At 68.0% G+C, this 23616-nt stretch carries 22 protein-coding genes and 1 pseudogene; 9 read left to right on the top strand and 14 right to left on the bottom strand.

Annotated elements, in window-relative coordinates; genetic code table 11:
* The first annotated feature begins 55 nt into the window (after positions 1-55).
* The 4 genes and pseudogenes from K7711_RS23195 to K7711_RS23180 all read left to right on the top strand — a co-directional run.
* Positions 56-1042: an isopenicillin N synthase family dioxygenase gene (locus tag K7711_RS23195; protein ID WP_222971538.1), complete on the top strand. Its 987-nt coding sequence runs from the start codon at positions 56-58 to the stop codon at positions 1040-1042.
* A 65-nt stretch (positions 1043-1107) separates the two neighbouring features.
* Positions 1108-2040, top strand: coding sequence for a LysR family transcriptional regulator (locus K7711_RS23190; protein WP_222971537.1), 933 nt, complete (start codon positions 1108-1110; stop codon positions 2038-2040).
* A gap of 193 nt (positions 2041-2233) precedes the next feature.
* Positions 2234-3469 (top strand): acyl-CoA dehydrogenase family protein, encoded by a 1236-nt coding sequence (locus tag K7711_RS23185; RefSeq protein ID WP_222971536.1) that lies wholly within the window; start codon positions 2234-2236, stop codon positions 3467-3469.
* Positions 3470-3534: 65 nt separating this feature from the next.
* Positions 3535-3810, top strand: a pseudogene (locus K7711_RS23180) (hypothetical protein); the annotation flags it as partial.
* A 114-nt stretch (positions 3811-3924) separates the two neighbouring features.
* On the opposite strand, the gene K7711_RS23175 reads toward K7711_RS23180, so the two are convergent.
* Positions 3925-4485, bottom strand: a complete 561-nt coding sequence (locus K7711_RS23175) for a cupin domain-containing protein (RefSeq protein WP_235747628.1) — start codon at positions 4483-4485, stop codon at positions 3925-3927.
* Positions 4486-4658: 173 nt separating this feature from the next.
* On the opposite strand from K7711_RS23175, the gene K7711_RS23170 reads away from it, so the two are divergent.
* Entirely contained in the window at positions 4659-5570 is a 912-nt protein-coding gene (locus K7711_RS23170; RefSeq protein WP_308014902.1) for a sigma-70 family RNA polymerase sigma factor, read from the top strand.
* 8 nt (positions 5571-5578) lie between these two features.
* On the opposite strand, the gene K7711_RS23165 is transcribed toward K7711_RS23170, so the two are convergent.
* From K7711_RS23165 to K7711_RS23145, 5 genes are read right to left on the bottom strand one after another with little or no spacing between them, the layout of a single operon-like run.
* Positions 5579-7048: an aldehyde dehydrogenase family protein gene (locus tag K7711_RS23165; RefSeq protein WP_222971535.1), complete on the bottom strand. Its 1470-nt coding sequence runs from the start codon at positions 7046-7048 to the stop codon at positions 5579-5581.
* A 44-nt stretch (positions 7049-7092) separates the two neighbouring features.
* Positions 7093-8409 carry a homogentisate 1,2-dioxygenase gene (gene hmgA, locus K7711_RS23160; RefSeq protein WP_222971534.1) on the bottom strand — a complete coding sequence of 439 codons (1317 nt, stop codon included), beginning with the start codon at positions 8407-8409 and terminating at the stop codon, positions 7093-7095.
* Positions 8406-9470, bottom strand: coding sequence for a DUF7064 domain-containing protein (locus K7711_RS23155; RefSeq protein ID WP_222971533.1), 1065 nt, complete (start codon positions 9468-9470; stop codon positions 8406-8408). Before K7711_RS23155 ends, hmgA begins: the two co-directional genes overlap by 4 nt.
* Positions 9471-9498: 28 nt before the next feature.
* Positions 9499-10776, bottom strand: coding sequence for an oxygenase MpaB family protein (locus K7711_RS23150; RefSeq protein ID WP_222971779.1), 1278 nt, complete (start codon positions 10774-10776; stop codon positions 9499-9501).
* A 28-nt stretch (positions 10777-10804) separates the two neighbouring features.
* Positions 10805-11977: an alpha/beta hydrolase gene (locus K7711_RS23145; RefSeq protein ID WP_235747627.1), complete on the bottom strand. Its 1173-nt coding sequence runs from the start codon at positions 11975-11977 to the stop codon at positions 10805-10807.
* A 451-nt stretch (positions 11978-12428) separates the two neighbouring features.
* Between K7711_RS23145 and K7711_RS23140 the strand changes: the two genes are divergently transcribed.
* From K7711_RS23140 to K7711_RS23125, 4 genes are all read left to right on the top strand, one after another.
* The gene (locus K7711_RS23140; protein ID WP_222971532.1) at positions 12429-12914 is read left to right on the top strand and encodes an Rv1363c family protein; all 486 of its coding nucleotides are present in this window, start codon (positions 12429-12431) and stop codon (positions 12912-12914) included.
* Between the two features lie 23 nt (positions 12915-12937).
* On the top strand, positions 12938-13681 hold the full coding sequence (locus K7711_RS23135) for a hypothetical protein (protein WP_222971531.1): 744 nt from the start codon (positions 12938-12940) through the stop codon (positions 13679-13681).
* A gap of 52 nt (positions 13682-13733) precedes the next feature.
* Positions 13734-14009: a hypothetical protein gene (locus tag K7711_RS23130; RefSeq protein WP_222971530.1), complete on the top strand. Its 276-nt coding sequence runs from the start codon at positions 13734-13736 to the stop codon at positions 14007-14009.
* A gap of 74 nt (positions 14010-14083) precedes the next feature.
* On the top strand, positions 14084-14752 hold the full coding sequence (locus tag K7711_RS23125; protein WP_222971529.1) for a phosphate signaling complex PhoU family protein: 669 nt from the start codon (positions 14084-14086) through the stop codon (positions 14750-14752).
* Between the two features lie 144 nt (positions 14753-14896).
* On the opposite strand, the gene K7711_RS23120 is transcribed toward K7711_RS23125, so the two are convergent.
* The 8 genes from K7711_RS23120 to K7711_RS23085 are packed head-to-tail and all read right to left on the bottom strand — an operon-like array spanning position 14897 to position 23508.
* Entirely contained in the window at positions 14897-16252 is a 1356-nt protein-coding gene (locus K7711_RS23120) for an MCE family protein (RefSeq protein ID WP_222971528.1), read from the bottom strand.
* On the bottom strand, positions 16249-17388 hold the full coding sequence (locus K7711_RS23115; protein ID WP_222971527.1) for an MCE family protein: 1140 nt from the start codon (positions 17386-17388) through the stop codon (positions 16249-16251). The genes K7711_RS23120 and K7711_RS23115 overlap by 4 nt, the downstream gene beginning before the upstream one ends.
* Positions 17385-18608: an MCE family protein gene (locus tag K7711_RS23110; protein ID WP_222971526.1), complete on the bottom strand. Its 1224-nt coding sequence runs from the start codon at positions 18606-18608 to the stop codon at positions 17385-17387. Before K7711_RS23110 ends, K7711_RS23115 begins: the two co-directional genes overlap by 4 nt.
* A gap of 5 nt (positions 18609-18613) precedes the next feature.
* Positions 18614-19636 carry an MCE family protein gene (locus K7711_RS23105; protein ID WP_222971525.1) on the bottom strand — a complete coding sequence of 341 codons (1023 nt, stop codon included), beginning with the start codon at positions 19634-19636 and terminating at the stop codon, positions 18614-18616.
* Positions 19633-20655 carry an MCE family protein gene (locus tag K7711_RS23100; RefSeq protein WP_222971524.1) on the bottom strand — a complete coding sequence of 341 codons (1023 nt, stop codon included), beginning with the start codon at positions 20653-20655 and terminating at the stop codon, positions 19633-19635. The genes K7711_RS23105 and K7711_RS23100 overlap by 4 nt, the downstream gene beginning before the upstream one ends.
* Entirely contained in the window at positions 20652-21824 is a 1173-nt protein-coding gene (locus K7711_RS23095; protein ID WP_222971523.1) for an MCE family protein, read from the bottom strand. Before K7711_RS23095 ends, K7711_RS23100 begins: the two co-directional genes overlap by 4 nt.
* Before the next feature lie 5 nt (positions 21825-21829).
* Positions 21830-22675: an ABC transporter permease gene (locus K7711_RS23090; RefSeq protein WP_372460183.1), complete on the bottom strand. Its 846-nt coding sequence runs from the start codon at positions 22673-22675 to the stop codon at positions 21830-21832.
* Positions 22675-23508 (bottom strand): MlaE family ABC transporter permease, encoded by an 834-nt coding sequence (locus tag K7711_RS23085; RefSeq protein WP_222971521.1) that lies wholly within the window; start codon positions 23506-23508, stop codon positions 22675-22677. Before K7711_RS23085 ends, K7711_RS23090 begins: the two co-directional genes overlap by 1 nt.
* Between the last annotated feature and the right edge of the window lie 108 nt (positions 23509-23616).

The following is a 23616-nucleotide window of genomic DNA, read 5'->3' as shown; positions in this document are numbered from 1 at the left end:
TGCACAAGGTGCACAGACGGGTGCGTGGGCTGCACGGATCGGTCACAGTGGGCCTATGCTCCCTGTTCTCGATCTGGCCGACGCCGACACCGCGCAATTCCGCGCGGCGCTGCTCGCCGCGACGCACGAGGCCGGATTCTTCTATCTGACCGGCCACGGTGTGCCGCAGCGGCAGATCGATGATCTGCTCGCGGTGGCGCGTCGCTTCTTCGCGCTGCCGCAGGAGGCGAAACAGGAGATCAGCCAGTTGCGCAGTCCGCAGTTCCGCGGGTATTCGCGGCTGGGCGGTGAGCTCACGAACGGCGCGGTCGATTGGCGCGAGCAGGTGGATATCGGTCCGGAACGTCCGGTCATCCCCGGCGCCGAGGGGTACCGGCGGTTGCAGGGCCCGAATCTGTGGCCCTCTGCGTTGCCGGAATTCCGTGCGGCACTCCAGGATTGGGATGGCACACTCGCTGCGGTCGGACGTCGACTGCTAGGGCACTGGGCTGTCGCGCTGGGCTCCGAGGAGGATCTGTTCGACGCGGCGTTCGCCGATCGCCCGGCCACGCTGATCAAGGTCGTGCGCTATCCGGGCAACGTCGACAATCCGCAGGGCGTGGGCGCGCACAAGGATTCCGGTGTACTGACACTGTTGCTGGTCGAGCCGGAATCCCGGGGCCTGCAAGTGGAGATCGAACCCGATCGCTGGCTGGACGTGCCACCGCTGCCCGGCGCGTTCATCGTCAACATCGGCGAACTGCTCGAGGTCGCGACGAACGGATATTTGCGCGCGACCAGGCATCGGGTGATCGCGCCGGAACCGGGCACCGACCGGATCTCGATTCCGTATTTCCTCAATCCCGGGCTGGACGCGCGGATCCCGATCGTGGACCTGCCGCCGGAGCTGGCCGCGCACGCCCGCGGCGTGGAGGCCGATCCGGACAATCCCATCTTCGACAACTACGGCGCGAACGCCTGGAAATCCCGCACCCGCGCCCACCCGGACGTGGCCGAACTGCACCACGGGATCGCACCGAAAGGTCCGGCCGCGGCGTACTGACGGCGGAAATCCTCGCGCTGATTACAACGATGGGCAGGCCGAAGCGCGCGTCGTAGCGTGAGCGCATGTTCGACGTCCGCCGCCTGCGCGTTCTCGACGAGGTGGTTCGCTGCGGCTCGCTCAGTGCCGCCGCGACCGTGCTCAGCTACACCACATCCGCTATCTCCCAACAGGTTTCGGCACTCGAACGCGAGCTCGGCGTGCCGCTGCTGATCCGCGGTCCGACCGGTGCGCGGCCGACTCCGGCCGGGACCGAACTGCTCGCGCACACCGGGACGATCCTGAGTGCGGTCGGCGCGGCGGAACGAGCTGTCGCCGCTTTCGCGCCGGGTGGGTCCGGCGGGGTGCGGGTGGCCTCGTTCGCCAGTGCGGCGGCGATGATCCTGCCGCGGGCGATGATGCGGTTCCGCGCCGCATTTCCCGGTGTGCCGGTGGAGCTCATCACCGCCGATCCCGACGACGGCGTCGCGCTGCTCGGCGACGGCAAGGCCGATCTGGCGCTGATCACCGAGGTTCCCGGCGAACGTCCGCTGTATCCGGACGTGGTCGCGGTGCCGGTGTACGACGACGAGTTCTACGTGGTGCTCCCGCAGCGGCATCGGTTCGCCGGGGCCACCGACGTCCCGCTCACCGCGCTGGCCCGGGACCAGTGGATCATCAGTTCCGCGACCGGCCGCTGTCCGGACACCCGGGTCTTTCGGGGTGCGTGCCGGCGAGCCGGGTTCGTGCCGACGGTCGCTTTCCGTTCCGAGGACTACACGACGGTGCAGAGCATGGTCGCGGCCGGACTGGGCGTCTCGCTCGTGCCTTCCCTGGCCGCGGCCGGATCTCGCGACGACGTCGCGGTACGACGCGTCGCCGGAACGCGCCCGGCCCGCCGCGTCGGCCTCGCGATCACCACCACCCCCGACCCCGGTTCCGCACTCGCCGCATTCGTCGGCCTGATCCGCACCGAGGGCATCCGGCTGCGCGGTAAGGACCGCCTACAGCATTGCTGAACGCCCCTACAGCATCCCTCGACACCCTTGGGATCCGTGCCCCGACCGACCTACCGTTCGAGCACGAATTCGACCGAGATAGTCACCAGCCCAACGAAACCGGCCGACGCGACGGCCGGATGTCGATACCGAGCCGCCGCTGGCCCATCGCCAGCGCCGATTCCGTGCAGTTCTACAGACAGGAGCCCAGCATATGTCGAGCACTGAAACCGTAGCCCCTCCGCTGCTCACCACCGCCCAGGAGGCGTTGGCGGCTGCGGATGCGGTGGCCGCCGAGGTCGTCGAGGGGGCGGTGCGGCGGGAGTTGGAGGATGTGCCGCCGTTGGAAGAGTTGCGGCTGGTGGCTGCGTCGGGGTTGTTGGGGATCGGGGTTCCGGCCGAGCACGGTGGGCCGGATCTGCCGCTCTCGGTGGTCGTGGAGGTGTTGCGCAGGCTCTCGCGGGCCGACTCCGCGGTCGGACAGTTGCTGCTGTCGCATTATGTTCTCGGACAGGGGATTCGAGAGCTGGGCGATACCGCACCGGCACCGCGGCTGTATGCCGACATCCTGGGCGGAGCTCAGTTGGGGAACGCCACCGCCGAGCGCGGCACCCGGACCGCGGCCGAGCGGCTGACCACGATCCGGCGGCGGGACGAGGGCGGCTGGGTCCTGAACGGGCGCAAGTTCTATGCCACCGGTGCGCTCGGCGCGTGGTGGATCGGGGTTTCGGCGCGGATCACCGATACCGAACCGGTCAGCACGGCAACGGTTTTCGTGCGTTCGGACACACCGGGGGTGAATCTGGCGTTGGATCGCTGGAGTTCGTTCGGCCAGCGCGGCACGGCCAGTGGCGAGGTCGGGTTGGACAACGTCGTCGTCGCGGACGAGTTCGTGATCGATGAGGGCCCCGCACCGGATCCACGGAGCGCGGAGCCGTCGGTTCTGGGTGCGTTCGACCAGGCTCTGCACGCGGCAATAGACATCGGAATCGCCCGTGCCGCACTGGAAGACGGCGCGGAGTTCGTCCGGACCCGCAGCCGCCCGTGGTTCGAGGCGGGCGTGGACAGCGCCGCGCAGGAGCCACATATCGTCCGGCGGTTCGGTGAGCTGACCGCGCGGCTGTACGCACTCGAGGCACTGCTGGCCCACGGCACGGATCTGATCGACGCGGCGCAACGCGCACCGGAACTCACCCGGGACGATGCGGCAGCGGCCTCGCTCAGCATCGCCGCGGCCAAGGCGCTGGCACAGGAGTTCGCGGTCGACATCGCCGGGGGCGTCCTGGAATTGGCCGGAACCTCGGCCACCGACCGCAAGTACGCCCTGGACCGGCACTGGCGCAATGTGCGGGTGCACTCGCTGCACGATCCGGCCCGCTGGAAGTACGTCCATCTGGGCAACCACACCCTGCACGGCACCCGGCCGCCCCGGCTGGGCGTGCTGATCTGAGACGAGACGAGTCATGAGTTTCTACCTCACCGGCAGTATCAACGTGCCGAGCGTGGGCGAGGCGTTCGTACGAGGATCGGCTGGGTGAGAGCGTCGCGGAGATCCAGGCGGCGATTCCGCCGAACGACCTTGCCGTGCAATGGGATCTGCCGACCGAACTCGCCACCGTCGAGGGCTGGTTCGCGAATCCGTATCCGGGCCACGAGGCGATCTTCGCGGCCACCGCGCACGTGGCGGGCTGGGTGCACGAGGACGCCGAGCCGACCTTCCACCTGTGCTACGGCGATTCGAAATTCGGCGCCTCCCCGTTCATGGGCGATCCGCCCGATGCGGCCGCGGCCGTCACTCCCCCGACCAGCTCGACGCAGTGCTCACCGCCTGGCGTGAGCTGAATTCGGCTGCGTCGCTGGCGACTCGAGCCGCGCAGGTCCGGCGGTTCGGTGTTCCTGTTCTGATCACGCTTCCGGTCGAGTTCGAAAGACGTTGCTGGACAGCAAGTCCGCGCGATGGTCCGACGGGTTCAGCAGCGGACGGGCGTCGATGCCGCGGGCCTGCCGCCAGACCGGGCTGTCCACGAAGTGGTTGTCGAATCTCTCCTGGGTGGCGAGGATTTCGGCGGGGTCGGCCCGGCCCTTGCGAATGCGGTCGCCGAGCCGGAAATAGTCGAAACGTTCGATCCCCGGGGTGAAGATGACCAGCACGTCGGCGGCCGAATCGTCCGGGGCCGCCCAGGCATGGGTCATGTGGGCGGGCACGAGCAGGAAATCTCCCTCGGCGATGTCCAGGATCTCCTGACCGGCCAGGACCCGCAGCCGCCCGCCGAGCATGAAGAACAGTTCGGCCGAGCCGGTGTGGAAGTGCGGCGGCGGACCATCGGTGCCTGCCGGGAGGTAGGCGCGGTTGCCGCTCAGCACGCCACCTGTCGTGTCGTGATCCGCGTACAGCCGCACCCCCATGGTGTCCAGGGTTTCGGCCTCGTCGTGGCGGACCAGCAGTGCGCGTTCGTTCGTGTCCATCGGTGTCTCCGTCCTGCGCCCGGGAACCTCCCGGATCACCACCACAGAGCCGCCGCACACTCGATGCGTGACATCATGAAGTCTGATGTGATGCACGACACATCTGCCGGTATCGCGTCACACAACGGGCTGCGAGGACCTCTTCGGTAGTGACGGACGAGGAGAGGAATGCCGTGACGTACCGAGCACCGCACCGGGCCGACGACGAGGTCACCGAACGATTCCTGAGCTATCGCGAACTGCTGTTCTCCGTGGTCTACAACATGCTGGGCAGCGTCGCGGACACCGAGGACGTATTGCAGGAGGTGTGGCTGGCCTGGGCGGCCCGGCATCGCGACCCGCACGCGCCGCCGATCGAGAACGCCCGCGCCTACCTGGTGCGTGCCGCCGCGAATCAGGCGCTCGCGCGACGGGTGGAGGTGAGCCGACGCCGGGAGACGTATGTCGGCCCGTGGCTGCCCGAGCCGATCGTGGTCGACGAGGACGACGCGGCGAGCGCGCTCGTGCGCAAGGAATCGCTGTCCACGGCGGTTCTGGTCGTTCTGGAGTCGCTGAGCCCGCTCGAGCGGGCGGTGTTCGTCCTGCACGACGTATTCGGATTCCCGCACACGGAGATCGGGGACATCCTGGGGCGCACACCCGCAGCCGTCCGCCAGGCCGCCGCACGGGCTCGCCGCCATCTGCACAGCCCGCAGCCCCGCCACCCCGCCGATCCGGAGATCCGGGCTCAGGTCACCGAACGTTTCGCCGAGGCGGTGCTCGGCGGTGACCTCCCGGCGCTGCTCGAGGTCCTGGCACCCGATGTCACGCTGTGGACCGACAGTGGCGGCCGAGGTCCGGCGCGCAGCCTGCGGCCCGTCCACGGTCGCGAGGCTGTGGCGGCGATCTTCACGGCCGTGGCCGCAGACCTGCCGTCCGGTGGCGTGGACATCCGGTACCGCTGGGTCGCCGGAGATCCGTGCGCGCTGGTGTTCTCCGGTGACAGCCCGCTGGCGGCCGTCGTGATCGAACCGGATGCCGGCGGCGCCCGGATCGCCGCGATCTACTCGATCACCAACCCGGACAAGCTCACCGGAATCCGCTGAGCCTGCGACTACAGCCCGATGTGGACGGTCTTCTCTTCCGTATCCGCCTCGATGCCGCTGCGGCCGAGTTCGCGACCGATACCGCTGCCCCCGCGCCCGCCCCACGGCAGCGCGGGATCCGGTACGCCCCAGCCGTTCACCCACACCGTGCCGACTCGCAGCTGTTCGGTGACGGTCAGGGCGCGGGACAGGTCACGGGTGTGGATCATGGCGTTGAGGCCGTATTTGGTGGTGTTGGCGAGGCGGACGGCCTCTTCGGTGGTGGAGAAGCCGATCACCGTGGCGACCGGGCCGAAGATCTCCTCGCGGGCGATGGTCAGATCGTTGGTGCCGCGAAAGACCGTGGGCTGCATGAAATATCCGGGCTTGTCGAGGCGACTGCCGCCGGTGATCAGCTCCGCGCCCTCGTCCCGCCCGATATCGACGTACCGCAAGATCTGGTCGAGCTGTTTGGCGTTCACGATCGTGCCCATGGTGCTGTCCGCGTCGAACGGATCGCCCGGACGCGCCTGCTCCGCGGCCGCCACGAGCCCCTCGACGACCTGATCGAAGATCGATTCGTGCACCAGCACACGGGTTCCGGCCGCGCAGACCTGCCCCTGATGATAGAAGTTGCCCATCGCGATCCAGGGCATCGCCTCTTCCAGGTCGGCATCGGCGAAGATCAGTTGCGGCGCTTTACCACCCAGCTCGAGGGTGACCTTGCGGAAGGTGTCCCCCGCCAGGCTCTGGATCTGCCGACCGACCCGCGGGCTGCCGGTGAAGGAGATCTTGTCGATTCCCGGATGAGCGGCCAGCGCGGCACCGGCGACCTCACCGAGTCCGGGCACCACATTGACCACACCATCCGGAATCCCCGCGGCGGCAAGCAATTCCGCCAGACGAATGGTGGACAGCGACGCGTCCTCGGCGGGTTTCACCACGGCGGTGCACCCGGCCGCGAGGGCGGGGGCGAGTTTCCAGGCCGCGATGAGCACCGGATTGTTCCACGGCGTGATCGCGCCCAGAACGCCGAGCGGTTGCCGCAGGGTGTAGCCGAATCGCTTCTGCGGACCGAAATCCGGTAGCAGCGCCGTGGTTCCGGTGACCTTGTCCGCCCATCCGGCGAAATGGCGGAATGCCTGTGCGGCACAGGGGATGTCACCGGCCACCGAATCGTGGAACAGTTTGCCCATCTCGATCGCCTCCAGGGCCGCGAGATTCTCCGCGTCCTGTTCGATCAGATCCGCTGCGCGGGTGAGGATCCGGCCGCGTTCGGCGCCGCTGATGCGCGACCACTCGCCCTCCTCGAACTGGAGGCGAGCCGTGGCCACGGCATCGTCCACGTCCTCGGGCTGGGCCGCGGCGATGGAGACGACCAGATCACCGGTGGCCGGGTTGTGGGACCGATATGTCTTCCGATCCCGGGCGTCGAGGTTGCGGCCCCCGATCCGCAGCGTCGGGTCGGGCAGTTCGTAGGTGGGACGGGTCGCGGTCATGTGGCGCTCCGGGAAATCGCAGAAATATTGGGGGGCTTGATGATTCAGTCGGGTGCCTGGAAGTGCCGGCGCAGACCGGCCCAGGAGGTGTCGTAGTCGCGCTGGCGATGCGACGCGTCGAAGGCGTGCTCGGTGACGATCAACGGCCAGCGGGTCTCGAACATGAACGGCAGCGAGCCCTCGAGCTTCTGCGGCCGCAATTCGGCGGCACTGGCGGTCTCGAAGGTTTCGCGGTCGGGCCCGTGCGCGGCCCACATGTTGTGCAGGCTGGCGCCGCCCGGCACGAAACCCTCTGCCTTCGAATCATGCACGCCGCGAACCAGACCCATGAATTCGGTCATCACGTTGCGATGGAAATGCGGCGGGCGGAAGGTGTGCTCGGGCACCATCCAGCGCGGCGGGAAGGCCACGAAATCCACATTCGCCTGACCGGGGGTATCCGACGGTGAGGTCAGCACGGTGTACAGCGAGGGATCGGGATGGTCGTAGCCGACGGTGCCGAAGGCATTGAAATCCTCCAGGTCGTACAGGTAGGGCGCGTGCGAGCCGTGCCAGGCGACCACGTCCAGGGGTGAGTGGTCGTATTCGGCCGACCACAGGTTCCCGCCGAACTTCTGCACCACCTCGACCCGGTCCTCGACGTCCTCGTACGCCGCGACCGGATAGCGGAAGTGCCGGGCGTGCGCCAGCGCGTTCGCGCCGAGGGGACCGAGTTCGGGCAGGGTGAACGGGCTGCCGTAGTTCTCGCAGATATATCCCGCCGCAACCGAATCCAGAATCTCGACCCGGAAGCGAACCGCTCGCGGCACGACGGCGAACTGTCCCGGCGCGAGGAGCAGTCGGCCGAATTCGGTGTGCAGCAGAATGTCCCCGTCCTGCGGGACGATCAGCAACTCACCGTCGGCATTGCCGAAGTACCGCTTGCCCATGGACGCGGTGGCGCAGTACAGGTGGACCGCGATGCCCTGCCGTCGCAGCACATCGCCGTTCGCCGCGACGGTGTACACACTGTCGAGAAAATCGACCCCGGAACCGTTGCGCGGCAGCGGATCCCAGCGCAGCCGATTCGGATTGGCGACGCCCTCGAGCGGTGCGCTGCGGAAAGTCCGACTTTCGACACGCTGGAACGGCGGATGAGCGGCCGAGGGCCGGATGCGATACAGCCAGCTGCGCCGGTTCACCGCCCGAGGTTCGGTGAACGCGGTGCCCGACATCTGCTCGGCATAGAGCCCGTAGGGCGCGCGCTGCGGGGAATTCTGCCCGCGCGGCAGCGCACCCTCGACGGCCTCGGTCTGATGCTGATTACCGAATCCGGCGAGATACCGCAGACCCGCGCGGGCGCTCTCGTCAGGAGCGGTCATTTCAACGCCACCAGTTCGTGCAGGGTGGTCCCCTTGCGCACCTCGGTGTGCCCGTCCTCGTGCACGGACAGTTCGAACGCGGACTGGAAGCGGAAGTACGCCGGATGCCCGATCGCCCGATACACCAGCGGTTTGATCAGCCGCGATCGCACGATCGGGAAATCGTCGATGATGTCGTGGGCGTGGATGACCGATTCGACCGTGAGCCGCAGATCCAGCCGATCCGGCACGCGCAGTTCGATCCACTCCGGAAATTCCCGGCCCGCGACCGGATGAAATCGCTTGGGGCCCTCGGTCAGTACGGTCTCGCCCGTGGACAGGACGATCTGCCCGTCGCGGGCCAGCATCAGCGGCGCGATCTCGTGCGATCCGCGCCGCGGCTGGGTCAGCACGTCGGCGAACAGCAGCGAGTACTCCTCGTCGTACAGCCTGCCCCAGTGCCAGCGGTCGATGATCTTCTTCATGTCGCCGACGCCCCAGTTGTGGTCGGCATATCCGCGCCCGTCGGCCGACAGGACCGTATCGTCGATCCGCACGGTTCCGGTGACGCGGGCGCGCGGCGCACCGACCGCCCAGCCGAAGGAGTTCTGCGCGTCGAACTGCGTCTCGCCCTTGCCCGGCATCCAACTCGGCAGCTCGTTGTGGAACTGCAGATCGAACACCAGACCGTCCTCGGCCAGATGCACGTGATGGACCGGAAGTCCGTCGTCCCGGAATTCGGTGTGCGCGTGGTTGTCTCCGATGCGCACGTCGAAGAAGTCCTCGCCGAAACTCGCCGCGGTGCGCGGATACCGCTTGGCCACCTGCCGCCGATCCCCGTCGGGACCGTAGACGATCAGCTCGACCCACGGCTTGGCCCCGGGCAGATCCTCGGGACGGCGTTTGGTCAGAAATCCGACCACCACGTGTCCGGTGTCCAGCCGAGCATCGAAATACCAGTGCTCGAAGGCCAGCTTGCTGGCCGAGGGATGTAATGCGTTGTGGCGCGGTTCGACCGCGGTCAGCTCGCCGTCGCGGCGACCCGGACCGTTCCACGCTTCGATGATGTCCGTAGTACGCATGGTCACTTTCGTCGGGAGAGAATCGGATTCATCGCCGCAGTGCGCCGCTGGCGTCGAATTTCGCCTCGCGGCCCCGCATCTGGGCCCGGTACCAGTTCTCGCGATGCCACAGCATGAGCTTCTCGTGCTGCCGCGCGAACGCCGGACTGACCCGGCGGGCCAGCTCCATGGCCGTGATCAGCGGGAATCGGGCGATCGGGATGGCGATCCACGGAAATGCCGGTGGCATACGGTATTTGCGCCGGGTGCCCGGGGCCATGTACATCGCCGAATACACCGAGTTGATCCGGAAGTTGTACATCTCGCGCAGCCTGGTCAGCCCGCGGTGGCCGTCGCGAGGCGCGAAGGCCGACGGATAGGACTCGATCAGCTCCGCGCCGTGCTGTCCGGCGTCGTACGAGCGCGAGGCGATGGTCATGGCCAGCACCCGCAGTGAGTCCAGCACCGTTTCGGGATACCAGGCCACCCGCACGCCCAGCAGATAACCCATGTACTTCTGAAAGTGCAGCAGCGCACGGATTTCCGACGGCGTGGTCTGGTATCCCAACGCCCACAGGCCGAGTCCGGGCGTGACGCTGCCGCCGAGCAGGGTCAGCAGCTGATAGGTCTGGCTGATCGGCAGACCCCACCTCTCGATATCCCATTCGGGATGCTCGGCGACACGGGCGCGCACCGAGACGTGCATGATGCGCACCCGCAGCGCCGTCGCGCGGCCCTGCGCGCCGAGGGTGAGCAGACCACCGGGCTCGGAGACGTCCATCCAGAATCGGCAGGTCTCCAGGAACCGGCGCAGCGCACTGTCACCGGCGTATCCACCGGCCAGCGATAACGGCGTGGCGACGGCCGATTCGGTGTACATCTCCAGGGTTTCCGCACCGGCGAAGCTGAAAAGCATGGTGCCCCAACGCCGCCAGATGGCCGCACCCTGTTCGACCAGCTCCGGCCGCACCCAGTCCGGCACGGTCTCGAATTCGGCGAACAGCTCGCGCATGGCCTCGGGTGCGTCGGGCACCGTGGCGATTCCGGTGCTCAGTGCCTGGTTGAGCATCTCGCGACCGCGCTGGGCTCCGGTCTCGCCGTGCATGACCTCCGCGACGAACCGTTCGGCGACCGGATCGCCGCTGAACAGGTCCGCGCACAGCGCACGCGCCTGGTCGTCGGTCGGGAACAGCGCTCGGCCGGTGAGCGAGGCGAAGATTCGCTCGAGCCGCCGCACGCCGGGGGTGCGGCGCGCCTCCCAGTAGCGGAAGGCACTCGGGCAGCGCGTCGGCTCCCCGGCCCGGGTGGGCTGGGCCTGCACCGTCATCGGATCCTCCTCGGATTCGGTTTGCATCTCAGTTACCCTGTGCCACCGTCGATGACGGGCTCAGAACACGGTCGTCGAGCCAGGACCGCAGTCGCCGCACGATCGTCGGCAGACCCTCGGGCTGATCGACCAGGTAGTGGTTCAGATCGGCCATCTCGATCAGCTCCGCGTCGGGATCCGCACTGGCGGCGTGCATGTCGCGCGAATCGCTGACGAAGGCGGCCTGATCGCCGCGCAGGCACATCACCACCGTCGGCGCGTGCACCGAGGTGAGATCGGTGAGTGCGTCGGCGCGCGAATGGTTCACACTCCACGAACTCAGCCAGCTGCGCGCGGTGACGAACCGGGCCAGCCCACCTGCTCCTTGATTGGCGATGCTCGGATCGCCGTACATACTCCCGGGCTTGCGGTCGCTGGGGTCGAGCGTCGAGTCGACGAAGCGCGGATCGGCCACCGTGCGGTGCACCACACGTCCGGGATCAGCGCCGGGCCGATCCTTGGAGAGCTCCAACTGTTCGAGTGCCCAGGCGTCGATGCGCTCGATGCGGCGAAGCTGGGCCTGCCGATATTGCGCCACCCAGTCCCGATCCAGCGGCAGCTGCCGGGCGGGGTCGTAGAGATCCAGGGACGGATCGGTGCGATACGGATCGGACTCGTCGACCACGGCCGGATCGATCCAGTTCCGCAGCACCCGTGCGCGCCCGGCATGTGCGCCGACCAACATCACGCCGTCCGCCGGAATCGAATCCTGCAGCGCGACAGGCTCTCCCGTGGGAGTCTGCGTGATGGTCGGCCGCTCCGCCTGCCCCTGATAGAACGACACCAGCGGCCCACCGCCGCTGAATCCCAGCAGCACCACACGCTCGAAGCCGTGCCGCTCCTTCAGCCACCGCACGCCCGTCCCGAGATCCTCCGCCGCACGCTCCATCAGCAGTGCGGGCTCATTGGACGAGTAGCGGGTGTTCATGCCCATGATCGGAATCCCGGCCGAGGCGAACGCGTCGAGCAGGAAGTGGGACAGGAAATTCGACGCGGGATGCGCCATCAGTACCACGAGATCACGCGAGAACCCCTGGGGCGTCACGAGATTGCCGTGCAGGGTCGGATAGTGACGGCTCAGTCCGGAGTGGATCTCCACCTTCCCGTCCTGCGCCGGGCGATACGGCATGCGCTGGAAGTGTTCTTCGACAGTTCCGGCCAACGTCGGCCTCCTGATCTTTTTCCCACCGAAAATGCGATCCACGTCGGTGCGATCTGCGTCGCAATCGCGGACCGTACTTTATAGTACGCACAGACGGTACACCAGAGTATGTATTGGAGAGTTGCGGATGGCGGACAACGACGACGCCGACGAGCCGAAGCAGGCGAAACCTTCCGACGCGGCAGCGTCCCAGGACTCCTCCGGCGCGGTCGCCGCCGATGACTCGACCGATTTGGCAGCGTCCGACGACTCCATCGACGCGGCGGTTGCCGAGGACGCAGCGAGGCGGGTGCGTTCCGCAACCGCTGACCGGTCCGAGGAGTCATTGTCCCCGGAAGCGACCGATACAGCCACGGAATCAGCGCAGTCCACGGAATCAGTCCGACCCTCCAGCACGGACGGCACCGACGGCGCATCCGAGTCTGCGGATCGCTCTGGCCGTCTACGCCGAATGCTCAGCAGGCGAATGCTGACCCGGGTCGCAGCCGCCGTCGTCATCGTCGCGCTGGCGGCCATCACGGCGACACTCGTGCTCCAACATCGCACCGCGACGAGAGAACAAGCCGATCGCGCAGCGTATCTGCAAGCGGCGCGACAGGCCGTGGTCGATCTGACCACGATCTCGGCGGGCAGCGCCGATGCCGACATCGCGCGAATCCTCGCCGCGTCCACAGGCACGTTCCACGACGACTTCGGTTCTCGCTCGGCCGCTTTCACCTCGGTGGTGAAGCAAGCGCACGTCTCGACCACCGGAACGGTCAGCGCTGCGGGTATCGAATCGATGTCCGGCGACGAGGCGAAGGTACTCGTGGCCGCCACCTCCCGGGTCACCAATGCCACTGGCGCGGACAACGAACCGCGCGTGTGGCGACTGCGCGTGCTCCTGCACCGAAGCCAGGGCCACATCCTGGTCTCGAACGTGGACTTCGTGCCGTGACGGGCCGCGCAAAGGAGACCATCGTGGACAAGGCCGTGGAGGACGAGATCATCACCCGTAACGCCGACACGGTCGAGCCCGCTACGTCCGAGTCTGCCGATGAAGGCCCGTCCGGAGACGAAAACGTCTCAGCGACAACCACCGAACGCGAGACCAGAGGCGACGCGGACCGGCCCATTACCGCAAAGCCTCTCCGCGCCAACGACTCCGAACAGGCTGACAGTGCCGATGCCGAATCGTTCAGCGACGCAACAGCGCAGCACCGATCCGGCATCGACCGCGGGGCGATGATCCGTCGCTGGCCCGCGGCGGCCGCGGCGGTCGTCATCGTGACACTCGCGATCGCGACCGTCTGGTCGGTCCTGCAATTCCGCGGCGACGCCGCCCTTTCCGACGCCGACCGCGAGGTCGGACCGGCCGCCGCCGACGCGGCCGCTGCCGTCCTGTCCTATGAACCCGACACCGTCGCCGCGGATCTGGCTCGCGCGCATTCTCATCTCACCGGTGATTTCGCCACCTACTTCGACAAGCTCGGCAGCGAGGTGGTCATCCCGGCGGCCAACGCACGCCATATGAGTTCGACCGCGACGGTGACCGCGACTTCGGTCGTCTCGGCGGATTCCGAGCATGCGGTCGCGCTCGTGTTCGTCAATCAGGTCACCACCGCCGACGATCTGAAACAGCCCACCACCATGTCCAGCAGCCTGCGTCTGGAATTGGTAAAGATCGGCGAACATTGGCTGGTCGACAAGCTGGACACCGTATGAACTCGGCAATCCCGCACGCCACGTTCGCCTTCGAGGTCTATGGTGTTCCGTTATGGCGACCAGAGATGTCACCGTGACAGTGACCGTGGACAGCTTCGAGTGGGATTCGCTCTGCGACGCGGCCGTGTGCGCGGGCATGAGCGTGCCGGACTACCTTGCCTGGAATGTTCGCAAGATCGCGCAACGATCCCGCCCCAAGGGATCCCCGGTCCTCGGGCGGCGCGGCGGGCGCGGCGGGCGCGGCGAGGAGGTCGGAGAGACCGCCGCCTGGACCGAAACCTTCTCTCAGCGACTACAAGACCGAGCCGAACAGTTCCGCAACGACTGAACCGCAGTCGAATCCGGACACGCTATAACCCGGGGTGGTGACACGCCGCGGGCCTGAATACGGTTGAATCGGGTATGCGCAGCGACTACCACGAGAACCTGCGGCAGCTGGCGCAGCTGCAGAACCTGATCTGCCTACAGGATCGGGCCGCGATCGCCGATGCGACGCAGGCCCTGGTCACGGCGGATATCGAACTGGCCGAGGCGGCGATCGACACTGCCGCACGCGTCGAGACCATGGCGCAGCAGGCGGAGCAGGAAGCGATCCGGTTGCTCACGCTGCAGGCCCCGGTGGCGAGCGAATTGCGGCAGGTCGTGACCGCCATCCAGCTGATCGGGAATCTGCAGCGGATGGGGGCGCTGGCCGGTCATGTCGCGGTCAGCGCGCGCCGTCGCCATCCGGAATTCGTCGTCGCGGATCCCGTGCGGCCGTTGATCATCCGCATGGGTGAGGCGGCGGTCGTGATCGCCACCAAAGCCGCCGAGGTCCTCGAATCCGGCAATCCTGATGCCGCGGCCACTCTGGACGCCCAGGACGACGCCATGGACCATCTGCACGAGGAACTGCTGGGCCTGGTGCTGAGCCCCGAATGGGGTTACGGCGTCACCGCGGCGGTCGACCTCACCCTCCTGGGCCGGTATTACGAACGTTTCGCGGACAACGCCGTGGAAGTAGGCCGCCGCACCATCTTCCTGGCTACCGGCGAATCCGCCGAGACCTGGACACCCCCGGACGCGGAGTAGTCGCCCGCCGATTCGGGGACCGCAGCCGTCCTGCTCCTGGATCGAAGAGAGCACCGCCCGGGGCAGTTTCTCTTTCGGTCACCTCCGCGCCCGCCGCCGGTAGGTGGTCGGACCAACGGAAGCCGACTCGGGCATCTTCCGATGTCACGGTGGCGGAGCGAGCAGGGTGGGCAGCGGTAGCGGTTTTCCCGAAACGCCGTGGCGTAGACCGGCATCGGCGTAGAGCTTGCCGTCACCGCCGACATAGGTGCCATCGGTCGGGGTATATGTGCCGACGGCGGCGGCCGGTTGTGCGGGTACGGCGGGTGCGGGTGATTGCGTGGTGGCGCCGGACGGGTCGCGGCACAGTTGGACGGTGGCGGCGCGGCGGCCCGGGAACTCCATGCAGGGCAGGTTGCGCGCGCCGCGGACGGCCCGCGGATCATCGTGCGCCACTTTGCAATACAGGTTCGGCGGAGTCGCCGCGGTATCGGTCTGCGTCGGCGACCGGCGTTCGCTCGGGGGCAGGAAACCGTCGATGCACGGGGGCGGGTCGTTGAGCTGATTGGCGAAGAAGGTGTTCTGACCGGGATCGTCGACATTCGGCAGACCGGCCGACTGGGTCGCGGCGATCAACGGCGGATACAGCACCAGGATCTGCTGTAGTGATGGGTTGTACACGGCCGCAACCTGTTCCACGGTGACCAGATTCGACAGCAGTAGCGGCAGGGTCGGGCGCAGCTGGGTGAACAGTGCGGTGACCTGGTCGGCAGCCGGTCCGGCCTGCGCGATGACGCCGCGCAGGTGGTCGTCCCCGGCACGCAACGTCCCGGTCACCGCGGCCAGGGACGAGGCCCACCGACGAATCTGATCCCCGGTGACGGTCTGGGTGTCCAGCAGCGGTCCGAGCTGATCGATCAGCGTCGAGGCGGGTCCCTCGACCCCGGCCGCGGCGTGCGCGAGCTGATGCAGTGCGTCGACCAGTTCGCGCAGTTGCGGGCCGAGACCGTCCACGGCGGTGAAGGATTCGTCCAGAACGGTACGCAGATTGCCGGGTCCGATCGCCTGCAGCGAGGATTCGATCCGGTCCAGGATGCGGCCGACGTCGGCCGGCGTGGAGGTCCGATCGGCGTGGATCACCGCACCATCGGCCAGGTAGGGCCCGGCGGCGTGACGCGGCACCAGGTCCACGTACTGCTCGCCGACCGCGGACATACTCCGCACCGCCGCATCCAGGTCGGCGGGAACACGGACCGAGGATTTCAGCGAAAGTGTCGCGCGCGCACCGGTGTCGGTGGTGGTCAACGCGGTCACCTTGCCGATGGTGACGCCCCGATAGCTGACATCGGCGTTGGTGTACAGCCCACCGCCGTCGTGCAGTTCCAGGCCGATCGTGTACCGCCCGATGCCCATCCGCTGCGGCAGCTGCGCGTACACGGTCGCGGCCGTCGCCAGCGACACCACGGCGATGACCGCGAACACCCACAGTTTGCGCGGCAGCGGCCGCGGCCGACGGCTCATCGCGGACCACCCGGGCCGGGCGCGGGAGTCAGCAGTCCCGGCAGCGGGATCGGCGCGGTCTGAACCGGACCGGGCGCGGTGTGCCCGATGATGGCCTCGAGGCCGGTCAGCATGCCTTGCAGCGGCGTCCCCAGCAGCAGCGCGTTGTCCAGGGTGCTCAGCCGCAGGTCGAGGGTGACCTCGCCGTTGGCGTAATCTCCGCGCACCGCATTGGCGTAGGTGTCGATCGGGAAGGGGTAGGTCAGCAGGTAGCGCAGCGATTCGGTGAGCGAGGAGCCCGAATCGGCGAGGGAGGCCAGCACCGGTTGCAGATCGCGCAGCTCGGCGGTGATGTCGTCGCGGGTGTTGCCGATCAGCGCATTCGCCGTGCGTCCCAGATCGCCGAGACCGGTCAGGGCGTGCGTCAGGTCGGCGCGGCGATTCCGGATCACGGTCAACGCCGGGTCGAGATGGGTTATGGCCGTGGATATCTCGTCGTGATGGGCGGCCAGGCGCGTACTGAGCGCGTCGAGTCCGGTGATCGCGTCGACGATGTCCTGCTTCTGATCGTCCAGCCCGCGCAGGAGTGTGTCGAGCTTGGCGAGCAGATCGCGCACCGCGTCCTCGCGGCCGGACAACGCCGCGTTCAGTTCGGTGCTGATATCGCGGATCTGCGCCAGTCCCCCGCCACTGAGCACCAGCGACATCGAGGACAGCGTCTGCTCGGTGGTCGGGAAACTACCGGCGCGCGCGAGCGGGATGAGCGAGCCCTCGTGCAGTGCTCCGTGCGCGGGTTCGGTTGCCGGAGCGGCGAGTTCGATGTGGGTGCTGCCGAGCAGACTGGTCTGGCCGACCTTGGCGGTGGCGTTCTCCGGCAGATGCACCCCGCGTTCGAGGCGGACGGTGACCAGCGCGTGCTGCCCCTCGAGCGCGATATCGGTCACCGACCCGACCGTCACGTCGTTCACCAGCACGGGCGAATTGCGTTGCACGGTCGACACATCGGGCATCTGAATGCGCACCGCGTACGAACCCGGCCCGTGCCCGGCGGTCCCGGGCAGCGGCAGCGAGTTCAGACCTCGCCAGCCGCAACCGGTTCCGCACGCCGCGACCAGTCCCAGCACGACCACGAGGGTGGCGATCCGACGCGCGGTCATCGCGGGCCTCCCGGAACCAGCAGCTGCGACAGCACCGAGGGCGCCTGTGGCGGGGGCGCGAGACCCGGTGGGCTGTACACCACTTGCCCCGGCAACGCCCCGACCCCGCGCGAGGGGTTGACCGCGAGCGGCGGATAGTCGGTTCGCAGCAGATTCAGCAGCGGCCCGAGGTATTGCGCGCACATCCGCGCGCCCTGCTGCGCGTCGGTCTGTTCGGCCGCGGCGATGGCCGAGCACACGAAGTTCACCGGATTGGCGAAATTGCTCAACGCCAGCGCCGAGACCACCGCATTGTGCGCGGGCTGATAGATGCCGTCCAGGTTGGCCAGCGCGTTCGGCGCGACGTGCAGCACCTGGGCCAGGCCGTCGCGTTGCTGGGCGAGGGTGGCCGCGACCGAGGACAGCGAATCGGCGCTGGCGCCCAGCCGATCCCGGTTGTCCGCGACGAACCTGGTCACCTCGCCGAGCGCGCCGTCCAGTCCGTTCAGCGCGGTCCCCAGATCGGCCCGGTTGTCCGCCAGCAGCGTCGAGACCGTGGCCAGGCGATTGTTGATCGAGACGATCTGCTGCCCGCTCTGCGACAACGCGCTGACGAAGATCTGCAGATTCGCGATGATCGACACCAGATCTCCGCGTCCCTGCGAGAGCGTCTTCATCGCATCGGACAGCGTGCTGAGCGTCTGATGCAGATTCGGCCCCTCACCACGCAGATTCGCCGCGGCGGAGTCCACCACCTGTCCGAGCGGGCCGCGCGGATCGGTGTCGGTCGGGCCCAGTGCCGTGGCAAGCCGCTGTAGCTGTGCCTTGATCTGATCCCACTCGACCGGAACCGCGGTGCGCCCCAGGGGAATCGTCGCACCGTCGCTCAGCTTCGGCCCGGCGGTGTAGGCGGGCGCGAGCTGAATGAACCTGGACGACACCAGATTCGGGGACATGATCACCGCCTTGGCAGTTGCGGGTATCGGCTGCCCGGTGTCGACGTGGAAACGGACCCGCACGCGGTCCCCGGCCGGTTCGATCGCATCGATCCCGCCGACGGTGACGCCCATGACCTTGACCTCGTCACCGGTGTACAAGCCTGTGACAGAGGTGAATTCGGCGGTGAAATCGTCCCGCCCGAACCGCGGGGCCACGACATAGGCCCCGGCCGCGAGCACGATCAGGATCACCACCAGCGACGACCACACCAGCGGTGCGCGTCGCCGGACGGCCCGAGTCATCGAATTCATCGTCCCCCCTGGGGAATTGCGGGAGCGGGCGGGCCCAGCGCGGCGTCGACGTACGGGGCGATGAGCTGCCCGGGGATCAGGTTCTGGATGTAGGAGTTGAAGAACGGGCCGCTGGCCACGGCCTCGCCCAGCTCGGTCATGTACGGGCCGAGGCGGGCGATGGCGGCGCTGATGTTCGCGTTGTTCTTGTTCAGCACAGCCAGCACGGCGTCGACCTTGTCCAGCGTCGGGCCCAGCTGCGCCTGATTGTCGTGCACCAGCCCACGCAGCTGTTCGGCCAGCTTGCTGACGTTGCCGAACAGGGTCGACACCGCGTCGCGACGGCTCTGCAGTTCTCCCAGAACGGAATTCGCGTCGACGACGAGCGTGTCGAGCTGTCCGCTGCGCTGCGCCAGCACCGTGGTCACCCGTCCGGCGTGCTCGAGCAGATCACGCAACTGCTGATCGCGTTCGGCGATCGTCGCGGACAGCCGCCCGACGCCGTCGACGGCCGCGCGCAGATCATCGGGCGTGCGCTGCAGGGTTCCGGCCAGCACCTGCATCGCCTTGCTCAGTTGCGCGGTGTCGATATTGCCCGCGGTGTCGTTCAGGTCGGTCAGCGCGTCGTTGAGGTCGTAGGGCGAGGTGGTGTGGTCCAGGCCCAGGGTGCTGCCGGGTCGCAGGGTGTGCCGTCCGGCGGGTTGCAGACGCAGGTGCCGCGCGCCCAGCACGGTCGCGGTGACGATCCGCGCGGTGGTGTCGCTGCCCGGCCGCACTCCGCAGCCGAGATCGAATTCCACCGCCACCGCGGCGTGGTCGATGACGACGTGCCGCACACTGCCGCAATCGACTCCGGCCACCTCCACCACGTCACCGGGGTGCAGGCCGCCGCTGTCGGTGAACAGCGCGCGATAGGTGCTGTGGCTGCTCAGGAACGGCAGGGAATCGACGTTCAGGGTGGCCAGCACCACCAGGCCGATCAGCACGGTGCCCAGCAGTCCGGCGCGCAAGACGTTGCGGGTCTCGGTATTTCGGCTCATTTCGGCGCGCACCGCCCGGTGGTCTGCCCGATCAGGGGCGTGGTGAAGTCCTTGCCGCCGGGAGCGTCGAGTTTGATGCGCAGACCACACAGGTAGTAGTTGAAGAAGTTGCCGTACGCGCCGAGTCTGGTCAGTGCGGCATAGGTGTCCGGCAGTCTGCCCAGGATGCTGTCGAGCGTGCCGGATCCGGCGTCGAGCTGGGTTGCGGTGCGGTTCAACTGATTCACGGTGCCCGCGAGGGCGGGCCGGTCCTGGGTGAGCAGACCGGCCAGGGACGCGGTCGAGGCGTCGATGTGGGTCAGCGCCTGGCCCCATGCCTGATCGTCCTGGGCCAGGCCGGTCGCGATCTGCTGCGCGGTGTCCAGAGCCGAGGACAACTCGGCGCTGTGCTTGTCGACGCTGCCCAGCACCGTGTCCAGATTGCTCACCACGCGACCGATCACCTCGTCGCGGTCGGCGAGGGTGCTGGTCAGCGAGGCGGCGTGCACGAGCAACGACTGCACGGTGCCGCCTTGGCCTTGCAGGACCGCGATCAGTTCGCCGGACAGGTTGTTGATCTGCACCGGGTCCAGGCCGCGGAACAGCGGTTGGAAGCTGCCGATCAGCAGATCCAGATCCAGCGCCGGTTGGGTGTGGTCCAGGGCGATGGTGAAGCCGGATGACGCGGGCGTGAAATCGCCTGGGCCGTCCTGCAATTCGAGGTAACGATCACCGACGAGGTTCTGGTAGCGGACGGTCGCCCGCGTCGCGTGCGTGATTCGGTAGTCGCCGTCGACGTCCAGCGCGACGTGCCCGCGATAGTCGGTGTCCACACCGACCGCGGCCACCCGCCCGACCTCGACACCGGCGACCCGGATGAAATCGCCCTTCTTCAAACCGGATACGTCGGTGAACTCGGCGTAGTACCGGCTGTGCGCGTCGAATCGGTACTGGCCGAACACGATCACCAGCGCGACCACGACCAGTAGCATCACCGCGGCGAACAGTCCGGTCTTCACGGTCGTTGCGGTGCTGCTCATCGCGCTCCTCCCTTCGCGGCATACAGCAGATTCAGCAGCGAGCCGGGCACCAGCTGCGGCGAGGTGGTACCGCCGTGGAAGGGATCGACCCCGGTATCGGCGACGATCGCCGGTGTCGGGACCTGGTTCATGCTCACCTTCGGCAGCGCGCCGCACCGGGGTCCGCCGTCGGCGCGCACGACCGGCAGATTGCCCGGATAGGTGTACGAGCTCACGCCGAGCAGGAAAGTCGAGCGCAGCAGCATGGTCGAACCGTTGCCGCCGGAGACCGGTTCGGCGAGTTTGCGGGCCTCGTCCGCGCCCTGCAGGAAACAGGTGAATTCGGGTGAGTAGCGGCCCAGCAGGGTGGTCGTCGGATGCAGCAGGCCGATCGCGGAGATCAGCGGTTCGCTGTTGCGGGTCAGGACCTGATCGGCCGTGCCGGACATGCCGATCATCGACAACAGGGCCGAATCGAGGGTGTCGTCGGTGGCCACGAGGGTGTCGGCGGTGGTGGAGGCGTTGGTGAGGGTGGCCGAGAGATCGTCGGCGGCGTCGGCGTAGATGGTGGCGGCCTCGGCGGTCGAACGCAGATCGTGACGCAGTTGCGGAAGGCGCGGATTGATCGCCGACAGCACGGCATTCGCGTCGTCCACGGCCCGGCCGAGGTCCGCGCCCTGACCGCGCAGCGCCGCGGCGATCGCCGAGAGGGTGGTGTCGAGTTTCTCCGGCGCGACGGCTTGCAGGATCGCGGTGAGCGATTCGAAGATCGAATCGATCTCGACGGTCACCGAACCCGCGCGGATGGTCGTTCCGGCGCGGATCGGTCCCGCGGACTCGTCGCGCGGATCGGTCAGGGCGATGTACTTCTCGCCGAAGATGGTGGTGGAGGTGATGTCCGCACCGGAGCCCGCCGGTACGGTCGCCGCCGCGGTCCGGTCCAGCCGCACGTCGACGACCGCGCCCGCCGATCCCTGCTCGACGCGGGCGACCCGGCCGACCTCCACACCGTGGCGTTTGACCAGTGCGCCGGTCCGCAGAGCCAGTCCGGCGCGGCCGGATTCGATGGTGATGTCCACCGACGGCCGGAATGCGCCCCGGTACGCGGCGTAGGTCAGGGCGAGCACGCCCGCGAGCGCGAGCGCCAGGACGAGGGCGGCGAGCTTCTTGGCCAGTGAGTGACGGGTCATCGTGATCAACCCGCCAGATGGAGTTGCCGGGCGCTGCCGTAGAGGGCCAGCGAGATCAGCAGCGTCACCGTCACCACGCAGATCAGCGACAGGCGCACCGCGCGTCCGGTGGCGACGCCGACGCCGGCCGGACCACCCACGGTGTGGAATCCGTAGTAGGTGTGCACGAGCATCACCACCGCGGCCATCGCCATGGCCTGCGCGAACGACCAGAGCACGTCGTCGGGGTTCAGGAAGGTGCCGAAGTAGTGGTCGTAGACTCCGGCGGACTGGCCCAGCACCAGCACCGTGGTGATCCGGCTGGACAGGAACGCCGCCACCACGCTCAGCGCGTACAGCGGGACGACCACGATCAGACCCGCGAGCAACCGGGTGCCGACCAGATACGGCACCGAACGAATCGCCATGGCGTCCAGCGCGTCGATCTCCTCGCTGATCCGCATCGCACCCAGCTCGGCGGTCGTTCCCGCGCCGATCGTCGCCGCCAGGCCGACCCCCGCGGTCACCGGCGCGACCACGCGCACGTTGACGTAGGCGGACAGAAATCCGGTGAACGCCTCCACCCCGACGCCGCCGAGTGCGTGATACCCCTGCACCGCCACGGTCGCCCCGGCGAAGAAGGTCAGGAATCCCATGATCACCACACTGCCGCCGACCAGCGCGAGAATGCCTGTGCCCAAACTGATCTCGGAGATCAGCCGGAGCGTCTCGTCGCGGTACGAACGCGCGGCCCGGCCCACCGACAACACCGAGCGCAGATAGAACAGCACCTGATCGCCGACCGCGTCCACCGCGCGTCCGGCCGTGCCCGCCCGGCGGCGCAGCGACCCGATCGCGTCGTTCGCGGTGATCACCGCCGCCCACTCCCCAGCGCCAGGCCGATCGAGGTCAGCACGAGATTCGCGACGAACAGCGCCACCGCGGCGAACACGACGGTTTCGTTGACCGCGTTGCCGACGCTCTTGGGTCCACCGGTGACCGACAGCCCGCGATAGCAGGCGACCAGTCCGGCGATCCCGCCCGAGACCGCCGCCTTGAACTCCGACAACGCCAGATCGCCCGACCCCACCAGCAGCGTCACACTCGACGCGTACGCACCCGGCGAGACGTTCTGCAGGTACACCGAGAAGAAGAACCCGCCGATCAGCCCGATCGCGCACACCGCACCGTTGAGCAGCACCGCGACCACGGTCGAGGCCAGCACGCGCGGCAGCACCAGCCGCTGCACCGGATCGATGCCGAGCACCTCGATCGCGGAGATCTCCTCCCGGATCACCCGGGACCCGATATCCGAGGCCATCGCGGTGGCCCCCGCCCCCGCGACGACCAGCACGGTCACCAGCGGCCCGATCTGCGTGACGGCCCCCAGACCCGCTCCGGCACCGGACAAGTCACTCGCGCCGATCTCCCCGAGCAGCGAGTTCAACGTGAACACCACCAGCACGGTGAACGGAATCGACATCATCACCGTCGGCAACAACGACACCCGGGCCAGAAACCAGCACTGCTCCACGAACTCCCCCCACGGAAACCGCCCGCGCCCCAACGCCCGTGCGGTGTCCAGAGCCAGCAGATAGAACTCGCCGAGGGCACTCACCGCACCCCGGACTCCCGACGCGGCCTTAGCCACCCCCGCCCGGGCCCGAATCGGCAACTCCTGCAATCGATCACCAGATGCGATCATGACGCGGCTACCTGCTCTCCACCAGACACGCCCGGCATCGACGCACACCGGGCAGGCGATCTGCGACCAGCGTCCGATGATCGGATCGGTGCGTTCGCCCCGGCTGCG

Source organism: Nocardia coffeae (genome assembly GCF_019890715.1).
Lineage (GTDB): Bacteria > Actinomycetota > Actinomycetes > Mycobacteriales > Mycobacteriaceae > Nocardia > Nocardia jiangxiensis.
Note: the sequence above shows the minus strand (reverse complement) of the source record. Positions and strands in the feature narration are given on the sequence as shown.